We start from the raw sequence: 13,262 nt of genomic DNA, 5'->3' as shown, positions 1-13,262 counted from the left end.
TTCCTTCCTACGGTGCTGCTGCGGTGATGGCGCGCGCTGTCGCATCACCGGTGACGGTGACCGTCTGCTCGCCGACGAAGGGTCCGAGCATCGAGCGGTTGTAGGTGATCGTGACGGTGACCCGGATCAGGGTCTCGCCGGCGACCTCGGGAAAGCTCACTGTGTGGCCGCTGGTGCCCGCGGCGGCGTTCAGGTAGTTGGCGACCGCCACCAGCGCCGCGTCCTTGTCGATCCGCGTCGGCCGGCCATCGATCGCGGCCCCCCGGTCGATGGCCTGACCACCGGCGCGGGCAGCCTCGGCGGCCAGGTTCTCGGCACGTTGCAGGGTGCGGAGCTGGCCGGCGCCGTCGAAGGAGAGACCCACGATGGCCAGTACGCCGATCATCGTCACCGCCAGGAAGATGCTCACCCGGCCGTGTTCGCCCGAGTGGGTGCGTCGGGCGGTCGCGGCGGTCACTGCCGACCCCGGTAACGGTCCAGCGGCGAGGTGAAGGTCGCTCTGATCTGCCGCTCGTCCGGCATCCCGGGCAGGATGTCGAGCGAGATGTCCCGGAACGACACCAGGCAGACAAGCGTCACCGTGACCGTCGCGTCCGCACCGATCGTGCTGGTGAAAGCGTCGGCGAAGCTGATGGGGTTGCCGCCCACCCTGGCGGTGAGTTCCGGTTCCAGTTCGTTGGCGCAGGCCAATCCGCGCCAGTCCAGCTGATCCTCGATGGCCTCCAGCGCGGCTTCCCGGGCCGTGACCGAGTCCCGGGAGATCGACGCGGCGCGGGCGGCGTCGTGCGCCGCGGCCTCGATCGCCTCCGCCGCCACGGCGGTACGCCCGGCGACACCGGCAAGCACCATCAGCGCGATGAACGCGGGGGCGAGCACCGCCACCTCGATGGAGACCGAACCCCGTTCGGCGGTGCGGTTCATGGCTGGGTCACCCTCTCCACCGTGCCGTGGGCGGTCTGCTGTACCGCGAAGTCCACGCCCGGCACCACCGACAGGGACCGGCCGCTCACCGTGCAGGTGACCTCGGCGTCGTCGATGATCACGCAGGTCGGGCCGTCGCTGTCCCAGCCCACCAGCCAGCCACCGGCGGCCTGGAGGAATCCGATGGCGCTGGACACCCCGGCACCGTCCGACGCCTGGTAGGGCCGCTGCGCGTTGACACCACTCTGCGCGGCGTGCAACGCGGTCGTGCGGGCCAGGAAGACGGCCGCGACCTGGACCGAGGCGAAGAGCAGCACCAGGATCAGCGGCATCATCACGGCCAGCTCCACCGGATTGGCGCCCCGCTCCCGGTCGTCGCCCGCGAGTCGGCGCCGGGTGGCGGTGACCGCCCGGCGCCACCTCGGGTACCTGGCTCGACTCATGTCGGTTGCTACGGGACCGGGTTCGTGAAGGTCGGGATGTTCGTCATCCAGCTGTTGGCCCGGTTCAGGGCCAGGCCGGTGACGACCGTCGCCACGAAGACCAGCCCGAAGATGATCACCGCGGTGGGCACCGGACTGTCGCCGCGCTCGCCGTCGTGGCGCAGCTCGGCCAGGCGCGTCGTCAGCACGACGTGCAGGTAGCTGAGGATGGACATTGCCTACTCCTTCGGGACGGGTCAGATACGGGCGATGAACGGATAGACGACGAAACCGAGCAGCACGAAGACGAGCAGTGCGCCCGGGATGTCGAGTCGGCTGGTGACCCCCTCGGCGCGGGCGAGGTTGTCGGTGCGGATCTGGTCGCGAAGCGAGTCGGCCCGGCTGCGCAGGGTCTCGTGCACCTGCGCCCCCTCGCTGCCGGAGGAGCGCATGATCGCGCCGACATCGCCCAGCTCCGGAATGCCGATCTTGTCGGCGAGGTCGCGCAGCTCGTCCCAGGGCGCGTGCATCTGCATCTGGGCGATCCGCAGCGACTCCTGGAGCCGGTCGAACACCCAGCCGTCGCAGACCGCCGCCGCGCGCTCCAGCGACTGCACCGGCCCGTGCGCGGCGGAGAGCTGCAACGCCACCAGGTCGAGGTAGGTGCAGACGGCCGCCCGGAACTCGTCCCGGGCGGCCTCGGCCTTGGTCAGTACGGCCCGGTGTGCCAGCAGCCCGCCCATCAGTGCCAGGCCGAGGCTGCCGAGCACCGGTACGACGAGCGGAAACGAAATGCCGAGCACCAGCAGCGCCACCCCGAGCAGAGTCGGCGTGGCCAGCCCGATCAGTGCGGAGAGCAGCACCGACAGCGCGTACTGCTCGGGGGTCTGGCCGATCAGGGCGAGCTGCCGGTGCGGCGGACGTAGCCAGCGGGACAGCCCGGTCAGCGAGTCCAGCCGCCGGGAGGCGGGAGTGGCGACCCGGCCGGTGCCCGGCGGCTGGTGCAGCCGGCGCAGCGCCGGACCGAGCGCCGGGGTCGCCGGCACCAGTTCCCGGACCACCAGGAACACGCCCAGCCCGATGCCGGCACCACCACAGACCGCCATGGCGAGCTGCCAGTTCAGCATCATGCGATCACCTCGGCGGGGTCGGGCGCCGGCAGGAACCGGGACGGCCGCTGTGGCTGGCTCATCGACCGCACCCAGGCCAGCAGGCCGATGAAGGCCGCGCCGAGGGCGGCCATCACCACCTGACCCGCCGGGGTGCCGTACGGCTTGATGTATTCGGTGTTGAACAGCCCGTACGCCAGGGTGGCCAGGGTCATGCCGGTGAGGAAGCGGACCGCGAACCGGGGTTGCGTCCGCTTGGCCTCGATCTCCCGACGGGTGGCCACCTCCGCGGATGCCGCGCCGGCGATCGAGCCGAGCACGTCACCCAGTCGTTCGCCCCGGTCCGAGAGGTGCAGGATCAGCGCCGCCACCACCTGGTCGCAGACCGGGTCGGCGATCTCGTCGGCGAACGCCAGCAGCGCGGAACGGGCCGTCCAGCCGGCCTGTAGGCGGGCCGCGAGCAGCCGTACCTCCTCCTCGATCCCGGGTGGCACGCTGCCGATCGTGCCGATGATCGACTGTTGGAGGCCCTGCCCGGTGCCGGAGACGTCCTTGAGCCGGCGGGTCCACTCGCCGACCGCCTCGATCCGGGCGATCGCCTTCTGCTCGGCCTTGCCCACCCCGAACAGCCACGGGGTGCCGGGCACCGCCACCGCCACCAGCAGGCCCACCACCGGCAGCCCGGTCAGCAGGAACGCCAGTGCGCCGGCACCAAGCGCTGCGACAAGCAGCATCTGGTAGGCCCGCTGCTCGCCGGGAGTGGCACCCGGCCCGCGCCACAGTCGACCCAGACCCTGCCCGCCTCCCGGACGAGGCCCGGGGGGTCGGCGGGTGCCGACCAGGGCGACCACGGCCAACAGCAACCCGGCCACACAGGCGGCCCCGGAGACCACCGCGATCAACTCCAGGCTGCTCAGCATCAGGTCACCGCCGGGCCAGTCGGGTCTGCCGGGGTCGTCGCCAGGCACCGGCGCCAGCCTCGACCCACCGGGTCAGCAACCGCGCGTCGTACCCCACCCGCAGCAACTGGTCGCGGACCCGCTCCGGTAGGTGCCGGGGGACCGCCCGGCCGTCCGGGCCGGGCCCGAAGACAGTGGTGGTGGTGATCCGACCGGCTTCGCCGGCCCCGATCACCTCCTCCACGTGGGAGACGAACCGGTGTTTACGCCCGCCGATGGCGGTCTCGTCCTCGATGGTGACGTAGACGATCAGGTCGAGGGCGTTGCCGGCCATCCGGCGGGCCTGGTCGACTGTCATCTCGCGGCCGTGCGCCAGCGCCAGCTCGACGATCCGTTCGCCCACCCCGGCGGCCGAGCGGGCGTGGATGGTGCACATCGAGCCCCGACTGGTGGTCATCGCCTGGAGCATCGGCACGATCTCCCGGGACCGCACCTCACCCACGATGATCCGCAACACGCCCATCCGCAGCGACAGCGGGATCAGGTCGGCGATTGTCACCTCACCGGCCGGACGGCCGTCGAAGCCGCGCTCGCCGTGCCCCTCCCGGGCCTCGAAGCTCATCACCGCCCGGTGCCGCTCCCGGCGGCGGGCCGGCAGCAGTTCGCGGCTCTCCTCCAGCAGCACGTACGGCTCGTCGGGCGGGATCTCGTTCATCAACGCCCGGATGATCGTGGTCTTGCCGGCACCGGCCAACCCGGCGACCATGATGTTCAACCCGGCGCGCATCGCCGCGCGCAGGAAGTCGCGCAGCAGCGGGTCGATCATCTCGTCGAGGTCGCCCCGGGTCCCCGCGATGTCGTCGAGGCTCACGTCCAGGGTGTTGTGCTTGCGGATCACCGCGTACGGGCGGTGGCTGACCAGGAACACCGCCGCCAGCCGGCTGCCGTCGGGCAGTTGCAGGTCGAGGGTGGGCTTCACGGTGGACAGCGACCGCTCGGTCGCGCCCGCCCGGCGGGCCGCCGCCTGGAGGATCTCCACCAGTTCGGCGTCGCTGTCGGCGATCGGTTCGGCCCAGTCCACCCCACCGCCGTGCCGGGTGATGCGCACCTGGTCGCAGCCGAGGATGTGCACCTCCTCGATGGTGTCGTCGACAAGCAGCGTCTGTAGCCGACCGAGCCCCACCAGCTCGGCGGTCACCTGGTCGAGCAGCAGACGTTCCTCGTCGGCGGCCATCGGGGTGCCGGCCCGGCGGACGAAGTCCGCGTACTCGGCGACCACCCGGACGGCCAGCCGGGCCCGCTCGGTGTCCTCTTCGTCGACTGTGAACTCCCGGCCGCGCTGCCAGAGGGTGAGCCGTTCGGTGAGTTCCCGGCGGAGCTCCCGGACCACCTGGAAGTCCATCCGAGGTCGCGGCGACGATGCCGGCTGCGGTGCGGCCGCGGGCATCGGCTGCGGCGTCGGCATGGACTGGTGGTGCCGGCCGTTCGGCACGGCCAGCGGCGGCTCGGTGGAGGTCGCGCTGGGCGGCTGTTGGCGAGGATCGGTGGAGACCGGCTCAAACCGCATCCGGGACCTCCTGCTGCACGGGCCACGCCAGCCGGGCCTGCCGCCGCTCCAGGAGTGCGCCGATCGGCACCTCCAACGCGGCGGCCGCGCGCATCAGCGGCCGTCCGGTCCGTACGGTCCCGCCCAGGGCGAGCACCCCGGCGGTACGCGGATCGTGTGGCAGCCGCGCGATGACCGGTAGTTTCAGGGCGCGGCTGATCTCGGCTCGCCCGTGTCCGCCGCCGACCAGCAGCAGCCGCAGGGTGCCGGGTGGCACCCGGTGCTCGGCGAAGTCGCGTTCGATCGCGGTGACCACCGCGCGGGTGCCGGAGAGGTCCGGCAGTTGCGCCCGGGTCACCAGCAGCACCACCGAGGCCGCCCGCAGCACCGGCCACGGTGGCCCGGTCACGTGCAACCGGCCGCAGTCGACAAGGACGTCGTAGCCGGGGGTGCCGCGGTCGAGGGCGGTGAAGTAGTCGGCGAACCGCTGCCAGAGCGGGGTGACGCTGCCACCCTGGGCCGGGTCGACGAGCCCGGGCAGCAGCAGTCGTTCCCGGCGGGGTGCGTCCAGGTCGACGAGTTGCGACCAGAACGCGGTCTCCAGGTTGCCGTCGCGCAGCTCCCCGACGGCCAGTTCGCCGATGCCGCGGGGGCCGTCGAGCTGGCCGCCGAGGTAGCCGGCGAGGATCGAGCCGCCGGCCGGGTCGCACTCGGCGAGTACCAGCCGTCGGTGCCAGGCCAGCGTGCAGGCGAGCGCGGAGGTCGTGACGCCGGGCGAACCCTTCGCGGACACCAGCGCGATGATCGCCATGCTCAGGCCGCTTCGGTGAGCACGACGGCGATGCGAGCCTGCGCGGTGAGGGCCACCACCGCTGGCACGTCCCGGGTGGGCAGCGCCAGATACAGCACCTTGTCGTCGTTGGCGGGGCTGACCATGTCGATCACGGTGGCCGGGAACCTGGTGCCGGCGGCGGCCGGGTCCCCGGTGTTGCTGCGGTCCGGGGTGCTCACCAGCAGGACCTTGTCCCCGGGGTGCAGTTGACGGGCCGGCACCTGGGCGGTCTTCAGGCCGAGCGCGATCTGCTGCTGGTCGGGGCCGAGCAGCGGATCGTCGGTGACCTGCCCCAGGGTGAGCAGGGTGCCCGGGACCAGCGTCACCGCGGCCCGTTTGCCGACCACCTCGTCGAGCCGGCCGGCGGGCACCGGCCGCAGCCCCTGACCGCCGGCGACCTGCACGGTGATCAGGTCGGCGGCGCTGAGCTCCCGGCCCACCTCCACCGGCCGGGCGACAGCGAGATAGCTGCCGGTGGCCCGGACCGAGGTGACCGCGAACGCCGAGCCCAGCCCACCCAGGGCGATCAGGAGTACGGCGAGACCGAGCAACCCGGGGCGGACCCGACGTTGCCGAACCACCTTGGGCGGGTTGACAGGTGCGTCCACCGACCCGGTTCCGTTGCGCGTCGCGAGGCTCATCGGGTGACCACCTGTAGTTCGTTGATCCGGATCCGTACGATGCCGCTGTTCCGAGTCACCCGGATCACTCCGCTCTGTCCACCGCCGCTCCAGGTCACCTTCCAGTGCGTGGTGGCGGTGATGTCGTAGGTGTCGGCCCTCTGGTAGCCCTTGTCGTAGCCGCAGTCCGGGGAGGTGCGGCCGGCCAGGTCCTTGTTCGTCGCCTCGTACGCGGTGCCGGCGTCGGGGCAGGACACCTGGTCGCCGTTGCCCATGTCCCAGACGATCTGGTCGACCTCCGCCGTGATGCGGACGATCACGTCCCGGTCCTCGGCGTGCGCGGGAATCGGGCCGAAGTATTTGGGATCCTGCTCGGACCACATCCACACCGGCAGGCCGACCAGACCGGGGCCGTTGGCCTTGCGGGGTGCGACAGCAAGCGGCGCCGGGTGCAGCGTGATCGTCGCCAGGGCGCGTCGGGCCAACTCCTCCGGGTTGGGCGGCGCGCCGAAGCCGGGCGGCGGCTCCCGCAACACCACAGTGATGTTGCCGATGCCGTCACCGTTGCAGGTCCGCGTGTACCAGTGCTGACCCTCGGGCGCCTCCTCCTGCGGCTCGGCCAGCTCGTAGTAGCAGCCGTCGCCGCTGTTGAACCACCCCTTGAGGTCGTCGTAGCAGGGAACGGTCCGCCCCTCCCACCGGCACACGCCGCCACCGCCACCGCCACCGTCGTCGCCGTCGTCGTCTCCGCCGCCACCGCCGGGGCCGCCCGGGTTGCCGGGTTCGTCGTCCCAGACGCTGCAGTCGGGCTGGTCGGGCGGGCAGCTCGCCCCTGGCCCGGCGCGCCGAGCGGCGGCGGCCGGCAGGGTGGTGCCGGCCACCAGGAGGAGAGCGAGCCCGATGCCGGCGAGCGCCCGCCGAGCTGCCGAGGCCCCCGGGGTACGGGCCGCCGCGTCCTCGTAGGCCCGGGTCAGCACGGCTGCTCCCGGTGCAACGCGCCCGAGTTGATCAGCCAGCGGCCGTCGGGATATCGGGTCGCCGTGGCGGTGGAGAGGTGCCTGCCGCCCCCACTGCCCGGGACGACGCGCTTGTTCTTGGCGTAGACCAGCCGGTACCCGGTCAGGTCCAGGCAGTCCTGGATCTCGACGGTGGCCGGGTTCGCGTCCAGGCTGACGGCGGTCACGGTCGGGTCGGACTTCAACGTCCCGGTACGCACAGCACCGTGCTCCTTGGCGTCTCGAATGGACAATTGCACCCGGGTCAGAAGTGGATCAGCGAGAAACCGGGACAGTTCCGGCGCGCGCGGATCACTGCGGCCGCTCGCCGTCCGCGAGGCCGCGAGATATCCGGAATACGCGTCAAGTGCCGCCTTTTCGGCGGCGCGCCGTTCGGCGTCGGAAGCTGCCCGTTGCCCGTCGTCAGGGGCTGCCGTCGGCCTTTCGACGGCCTCCCGCCCGTTGGCGCAGGCGGCGACCGGCACCGCTGTCACGACCGCGAGCAGGCAGATTGCCGCTCGTCTGAGCTGCCGTCCGCGCACCGTCGAGCCTCCTCGTGGTCGCCCGGCGTGGTGACGGATCACCGCCGCAGGGCATGCGGAAGCGCGCCCGGATCAGCACATCCGGAGCCGATCATTGCGCTTCTGCATTCACCGTTACGGATCTTCTACAAATGCAATGTCCTGTGTCGTCGGGTGGTGAAGGTGAGGCTTGCGTCACACCCAAGGGGCGAGCATAGGCTGACGCTCGCCGATGCAACAGAGGCAATTCAACCGAATACTCTGCGTGATGAGAGGTGGTGGTGGCGGGTGTCCGTACCGCATCCCGCGCGATGGCGGAGCGAGCGATCGTCGGTGGCCGCGCGGCGTCGCGCCGGATCGGCCCGACGGGGTGTCGTCGCCGGTCCTGGGAGTGGGACATCGCGGCCTGATCCCGGCATCCCGGCGCGGTTGTCGACCGATGGGCGACCTGCCCCACCCGACGGGCCGCCCGGCCCCGAACCGGTCGGCGGCGTCCTCCGGTGGTCGGGCGGGCAGGTCGCTTTCTGCGCCATCCGCTACACCGTAGCGATCGTTCCGTCACGATCCGTGTTCACCGCTGCGGGGCAACACCGGGGCGCACCGGCGGTGACATGGCGCTGACCGGCCCCCCTGCGGCCGTCCCCGGTCGGGAAAACCCACCCGATCGGAGCCCGGCACCCCCGTCGTCCGGTGGCCCGACGGCACCCGCCCGCCCGTCAGCGGCCGCACCCGGGACTAGCACGACGACGCCCGCCGGCTCGGCGCACACGACGACGTCGTCGTCCCCGGGGCCTCGCGCACCAACGGCGGCACGTGCCGCAGCCGTGGCTCGCGTCCGGGTCCCGACCGTGCTCGCGTTCCTCACGGTCAGCCCGCTGATGCGGATGGCCGCACTGCGCTACGCCGTACCTCCGGGCCGGCCGGACCGGACCGGCTGCGACGCCTGCGGCGCGCCGATCGGCCTGACCCGGCCCTGGCCCGCGCTGGGCCCGGCGGCCCGGTGCGGGCACTGCCGGGCACCCGTCGGCCCACCGCCGGGCACTGTCGAGTTGGCCGGGCTCACCGCGGTGCTGCTGCTGGCGCTTGTCGGTCCGTCGGGCGGTGTGCTGCCGGCGCTGGCCTGGTGGCTCGGCTGGACGATCCCGGCGGTCTTCGTCGACCTGGCCGTGCACCGGTTGCCGGATCGGCTCACCCTGCCGGCGGCGGCCGGGACGTGGTTACTGCTCGGCGTCGCCGCCCTCGACGGCGGGCCGGGGCACCTGTTGACGGCCGTCCTCAGCGGCGCGGGGCTGGCGCTGTTCTTCGCCACCACCACGCTGCTGCTGGGCCAACGGGGCTTCGGGCTGGGTGACGCCAAGCTGGCGCTCGGTGTGGGAGCACTACTCGGCTGGTACGGCTGGCCGGTGCTGCTCCTCGGGCTGCTGCTCGCCTTCGGGCTGTCCGCGCTGGTGAGTGTGGGCCTGCTGGCCGGGCGTCGGGCCCGGTGGAGCACGCACCTGCCGTTCGGCCCGTTCCTGCTGCTCGGCACCGTGGGCGCGCTCCTGCTGGCCGGCTGACCGCTGGCTCAGGGGCGGGTGCGGCTCGCCAGTTTCGGGACCGGGCGGTCGGCGCGGTCGGTTCGACGGCGCAGCGCCTCGGCGGTCGGACGGGCCAGTAGCGGGGTTGCCACCACGGCGACCAGCGCGCCGAACAGCACGCCCGCGATCACGTCGTGCGGGTAGTGCACGCCCACGAAGACCCGGGAGAAGGCGCCCAACGCGGCAAGTGGCAGCGCGACCAGGCCGAGTCGGCGGGAGAGCAGGAGCGTGGTCACCGCCAGCGCGCCGGCCAGGGTGGCGTGGTTGCTGGGAAACGACCAGTCACCCGGGGGTGGACAGGCGCCCGCGATGATCGCCCGGCCGACCGTCCGACAGGGGCGGTCCTCGTCCACCACGGTCTTGAACCATTCGCTGCCGGCGTACGCCAGGAGAGCTGGCACCGGCGCGACAAGGGCGAGCGCCCGGTCGTGCGGACCGCCGGACCGGCGGGTCAGCGCGGCGATCACCAGCAGCGCGCCGAGTAGCAGGATCACCCCCTCGGTGGCGTGTCCGACGAACCACTGCACCGGCTCGGGGGTGCTGGCGGCGGCGTCGACGACGTCGCGGTACCACTCAGCGCTGATCTCTGGAACATCCGTGCTGCCGTTGGCGGCCATGCATCACCTCACATCACGTTCATACCCTGTTCACCTTGGGGACACCCTAGGAACACGGCAGAGGGCAACGGAGCAGTCGAAGGTCGGTCGGGCTTCCTGACCTTCGTCCAGGATTCGTCCAGCCGGCTCTGCTTGGCTTGTCGAGGACGTCGGCATCCACAGGAGGCTTTGTGCACACCAGTTCGGCCACCGACCAACCGCCGCCCGCCAGCGGATCGGTGGACGACGAGACCTGGCGGATTCGGCGTACCAAGGCCGACCTGGACCGGCTCGGCGAGACTGAGTCGATCTTCGCGGTGGGCAACGGATGGGTCGGTTGGCGTGGTGTTCTCGACGAGGGTGCGCCGTGCGGGATGCCGGGCAGCTACGTCAACGGCTTCCACGAGCGGCGCGAGCTGAGCTACCCCGAGGAGGGGTACGCGTTTCCGCAGGAGAGCGACACCGTCATCAGCGCGCCGAATGCCGCGCTGATCCGGCTCTGGGTCGACGACGAGCCGCTGGACGTCCGCACCGGGACGCTGCGCGGCCACGAACAGGTGCTCGACCTGCGCGCCGGCGTGCTGCGCCGGGAAACCGAGTGGATCTCGCCGGCCGGGCGGGGGGTGCGTATCCGCAGCACCCGGTTGGTGTCCCTGCCGCGCCGCCCGGTGGCCGCCGTCCGGTACGAGGTCGAGCCGCTGGACGGCCCCGTCGAGGTGCGGGTCTGCTCGGATCTGCTGGCCAACGAGACGGTGCCGGAGCGCCCGGACGATCCGCGGGCCGCGTCGGTGCCCGACAACCCGCTGACCGCCGAGGTGTACCGCGCGACCGACCTCGACGGGGTGCTTGTGCACCGCACCGAACGCAGCGGTCAGCGTGTCGCGGTCGCGGTCAGCCACCTGGTGGACGGGCCGGGCACGGCCACCGTCACCGGTGACCGCACCCCGGACCGGGTTCGGCTGACCGTGGCGGACCGGCTGCACCCGGGGGAGCGGCTGCGGCTGACGAAGTTCGCGGCGTACGAGTGGGCGGAGATCGACGCCACGTCCGCCGACGAGTTGGCGGCCCTGGTCGTGGCCGAGGCCGAGGCGGCCCGCGCGGACGGCTTCGACGCGCTGCTCACCGACCAGCGGGCCGCCCTGGACGCGGCCTGGCAGGTCGCCGACGTGCAGCTCGACGGTGACCCGGAGCTTCAGCAGGCGGTCCGCTTCGCGATGTTCCACCTGATCCAGGCCGGCCGCCCGGACTCCGGCCGGACCATCGCGGCGAAGGGGCTGACCGGCAACGGCTACGACGGGCACGTCCTGTGGGACACCGAGACCTACGTCCTGCCGGTGCTCACCTACCTGGCCCCGGCGGTGGCCCGTTCGGCGCTTGGCTGGCGGCACGCCCACCTGCCCGAGGCCCGCGAGCGGGCCGCGGAACTACGGCTGACCGGCGCGACGTTCCCGTGGCGCACCATCGGCGGCCGGGAGTGCTCCGGCTACTGGCCGGCCGGCACCGCCGCGCTGCACGTGAACGCCGACATCGCCGACGCGGTGCTGCGCTACCTGGCCGCCACTGACGACAAGCGGTTCCTCGCCGAGGCGGGGCTGGAGTTGCTCGTGGAGACGGCCCGGCTCTGGCACGGCTTCGGGCACTGGTCGAACGGGGGCGACTTCCACCTGCACGGGGTGACCGGCCCGGACGAGTACGCCGCGCTTGTCGACGACAACGTGTTCACCAACCTGATGGCCCGGCGCAACCTGCGGGGCGCGGCGGAGGCCGCCGAGCGCCACCCCGACCTGGCCGGCCGACTCGGCGTGGACGGCGACGAGATCGCCCACTGGCGGTCCGCCGCCGACGCGATGGCCGTTCCGTACGACAGCGAGCGCGGGGTGCACCAGCAGGCCGCCGGGTTCACCGAGCAGCCCGAGTGGGACTTCGCGAACACGGGCGACGACGACTATCCGCTGCTGCTGCACTTCCCCTATCTGGAGCTGTATCGCAAGCAGGTGGTGAAGCAGGCCGACCTGGTGCTCGCCATGCAGCTCTGCCCCGGCGAGTTCAGCGCCGCCGAGAAGGCCCGCAACCTGGCCTACTACGAGGCCCGCACGGTCCGCGACTCGTCGCTGTCGGCGGCCCCGCAGGGGGTGCTGGCCGCCGAGGTCGGGCACCTGGATCTGGCGTACGACCTGTTCGCCGAGTCGGTCCTGCAGGATCTGGCGGACCTGGGGGACAAGACCGCCGACGGGCTGCACCTGGCGTCGCTGGCCGGTGCGTGGCTGACGCTTGTGCAGGGCTTCGGCGGGCTGCGCGACGACCGGGGCGTGCTCTCCTTCGATCCCCGGTTGCCGCGACGGATCGACCGGCTGGCGTTCAGCCTGCGCTGGCGCGGCCACCGGCTGCGAGTCACGTTGACTCCGGCCGAGGCCCGCTACGAACTGCCCGGCGCCGGCCCGGACGCCGAGGTCGAGCTGTGGCACCACGGTGAGTCGCTGCGGATCACCGGGGCCGAGCCGGTCACCCGACCGATGCCGCCGGTGCCGGACCCCGGGCCGGAGCCGCCCTCCCCGCCCGGTCGCCGCCCCGCCCGCCGCTTCGCCGACTGAGCCGCAGCGCGCGCGGCTCGGGATCGCGCGGCCGGCTCAGGTCGGCCCGGGACGGCCGGCCATTCGTTCGCGGACGGCCTCCAGCGCCTCGAAGGCGTACGCCCAGTTGTGGCATTTGAAGCTGCGCAGGCCGTCGATCGCGGTGTGGCAGTCGGCGCAGCGCACGCCGGCGATGGCGTCCGGGATCCCGGTGTTGACGTACTTGTGCTCACCGAGGATGACGGTGGCGATCATGGTCTTGTCGTGCAGGCCGGAGAGCGCCGACGAGACGATGTCGTACCAGGTGACCCGTCGGCCGCACTTCGGGCAGTCGGGTTCGTCGCCGCTGACCCAGAGCGGGGCGCCGATGGTGCGTGCCGGCATGCCGAGCAGCTTCTCCAGTCGCCGGACGTCCGACTCCGGGGTGGTCCAGCGGTGTCGGCCGGGCAGTGCCGCGGGCGAGTCGTACACGGCGCGGAACAGGTCGTGGTCGACCTGCACGGTCTCCCGCTGAGCGGTCATCGTCGTCCCCCCTCGTTGAGTCGGTGCCCCCACCGTGGTCAGCGGCGACCTTGGGCGCTGCCGGATCAACGACACGAGGGGTCGGCGGGTCGTCGTCGCGGGGATCCGCCGTTGACCCGTTTCCGGCTCCGG

15 protein-coding genes are annotated in these 13,262 nt (G+C 72.4%); 2 read left to right on the top strand and 13 right to left on the bottom strand.

The features are described 5' to 3' along the window. Positions 1-7: 7 nt before the first annotated feature. The 11 genes from AB0F61_RS08860 to AB0F61_RS08810 form a co-directional block, all read right to left on the bottom strand. Positions 8-385, bottom strand: coding sequence for a hypothetical protein (locus AB0F61_RS08860; RefSeq protein ID WP_357806002.1), 378 nt, complete (start codon positions 383-385; stop codon positions 8-10). Between the two features lie 68 nt (positions 386-453). Further along, positions 454-921 carry a TadE/TadG family type IV pilus assembly protein gene (locus tag AB0F61_RS08855; protein WP_357805427.1) on the bottom strand — a complete coding sequence of 156 codons (468 nt, stop codon included), beginning with the start codon at positions 919-921 and terminating at the stop codon, positions 454-456. Further along, positions 918-1,364 (bottom strand): TadE family protein, encoded by a 447-nt coding sequence (locus AB0F61_RS08850; protein ID WP_357805424.1) that lies wholly within the window; start codon positions 1,362-1,364, stop codon positions 918-920. Before AB0F61_RS08850 ends, AB0F61_RS08855 begins: the two co-directional genes overlap by 4 nt. Before the next feature lie 8 nt (positions 1,365-1,372). Further along, positions 1,373-1,579, bottom strand: a complete 207-nt coding sequence (locus tag AB0F61_RS08845; RefSeq protein WP_357805422.1) for a hypothetical protein — start codon at positions 1,577-1,579, stop codon at positions 1,373-1,375. Positions 1,580-1,600: 21 nt separating this feature from the next. After that, on the bottom strand, positions 1,601-2,470 hold the full coding sequence (locus tag AB0F61_RS08840) for a type II secretion system F family protein (protein ID WP_357806000.1): 870 nt from the start codon (positions 2,468-2,470) through the stop codon (positions 1,601-1,603). After that, positions 2,470-3,372 carry a type II secretion system F family protein gene (locus AB0F61_RS08835; protein WP_357805997.1) on the bottom strand — a complete coding sequence of 301 codons (903 nt, stop codon included), beginning with the start codon at positions 3,370-3,372 and terminating at the stop codon, positions 2,470-2,472. Before AB0F61_RS08835 ends, AB0F61_RS08840 begins: the two co-directional genes overlap by 1 nt. Before the next feature lie 4 nt (positions 3,373-3,376). Further along, positions 3,377-4,918 (bottom strand): ATPase, T2SS/T4P/T4SS family, encoded by a 1,542-nt coding sequence (locus AB0F61_RS08830; protein ID WP_357805418.1) that lies wholly within the window; start codon positions 4,916-4,918, stop codon positions 3,377-3,379. Then, entirely contained in the window at positions 4,908-5,708 is an 801-nt protein-coding gene (locus AB0F61_RS08825) for a ParA family protein (RefSeq protein WP_357805416.1), read from the bottom strand. The genes AB0F61_RS08830 and AB0F61_RS08825 overlap by 11 nt, the downstream gene beginning before the upstream one ends. 2 nt (positions 5,709-5,710) lie before the next feature. Then, entirely contained in the window at positions 5,711-6,370 is a 660-nt protein-coding gene (locus tag AB0F61_RS08820) for an SAF domain-containing protein (RefSeq protein ID WP_357805413.1), read from the bottom strand. Then, entirely contained in the window at positions 6,367-7,233 is an 867-nt protein-coding gene (locus tag AB0F61_RS08815) for a hypothetical protein (RefSeq protein WP_357805994.1), read from the bottom strand. Before AB0F61_RS08815 ends, AB0F61_RS08820 begins: the two co-directional genes overlap by 4 nt. A gap of 86 nt (positions 7,234-7,319) precedes the next feature. Beyond that, entirely contained in the window at positions 7,320-7,886 is a 567-nt protein-coding gene (locus AB0F61_RS08810) for a hypothetical protein (protein WP_357805410.1), read from the bottom strand. 857 nt (positions 7,887-8,743) lie between these two features. Here AB0F61_RS08810 and AB0F61_RS08805 point away from each other — a divergent pair. Then, positions 8,744-9,421: an A24 family peptidase gene (locus AB0F61_RS08805; protein ID WP_357805992.1), complete on the top strand. Its 678-nt coding sequence runs from the start codon at positions 8,744-8,746 to the stop codon at positions 9,419-9,421. Between the two features lie 8 nt (positions 9,422-9,429). On the opposite strand, the gene AB0F61_RS08800 is transcribed toward AB0F61_RS08805, so the two are convergent. Then, a complete protein-coding gene (locus AB0F61_RS08800; RefSeq protein WP_357805409.1) occupies positions 9,430-10,059 on the bottom strand; it encodes a phosphatase PAP2 family protein in 630 nt (209 codons plus the stop codon). 170 nt (positions 10,060-10,229) lie between these two features. Here AB0F61_RS08800 and AB0F61_RS08795 point away from each other — a divergent pair, with 170 nt between their 5' ends. Next, the gene (locus tag AB0F61_RS08795; protein WP_357805407.1) at positions 10,230-12,629 is read left to right on the top strand and encodes a glycosyl hydrolase family 65 protein; all 2,400 of its coding nucleotides are present in this window, start codon (positions 10,230-10,232) and stop codon (positions 12,627-12,629) included. A 36-nt stretch (positions 12,630-12,665) separates the two neighbouring features. Here the strand turns inward: AB0F61_RS08795 and AB0F61_RS08790 are convergent, their stop codons facing one another. After that, positions 12,666-13,130 carry a hypothetical protein gene (locus AB0F61_RS08790; RefSeq protein ID WP_357805406.1) on the bottom strand — a complete coding sequence of 155 codons (465 nt, stop codon included), beginning with the start codon at positions 13,128-13,130 and terminating at the stop codon, positions 12,666-12,668. Positions 13,131-13,262 lie beyond the last annotated feature (132 nt).

Origin of the sequence: Micromonospora sp. NPDC023888 (assembly GCF_040639415.1) — a bacterium.
Classification (GTDB): domain Bacteria; phylum Actinomycetota; class Actinomycetes; order Mycobacteriales; family Micromonosporaceae; genus Micromonospora.
Note: the sequence above shows the minus strand (reverse complement) of the source record. Positions and strands in the feature narration are given on the sequence as shown.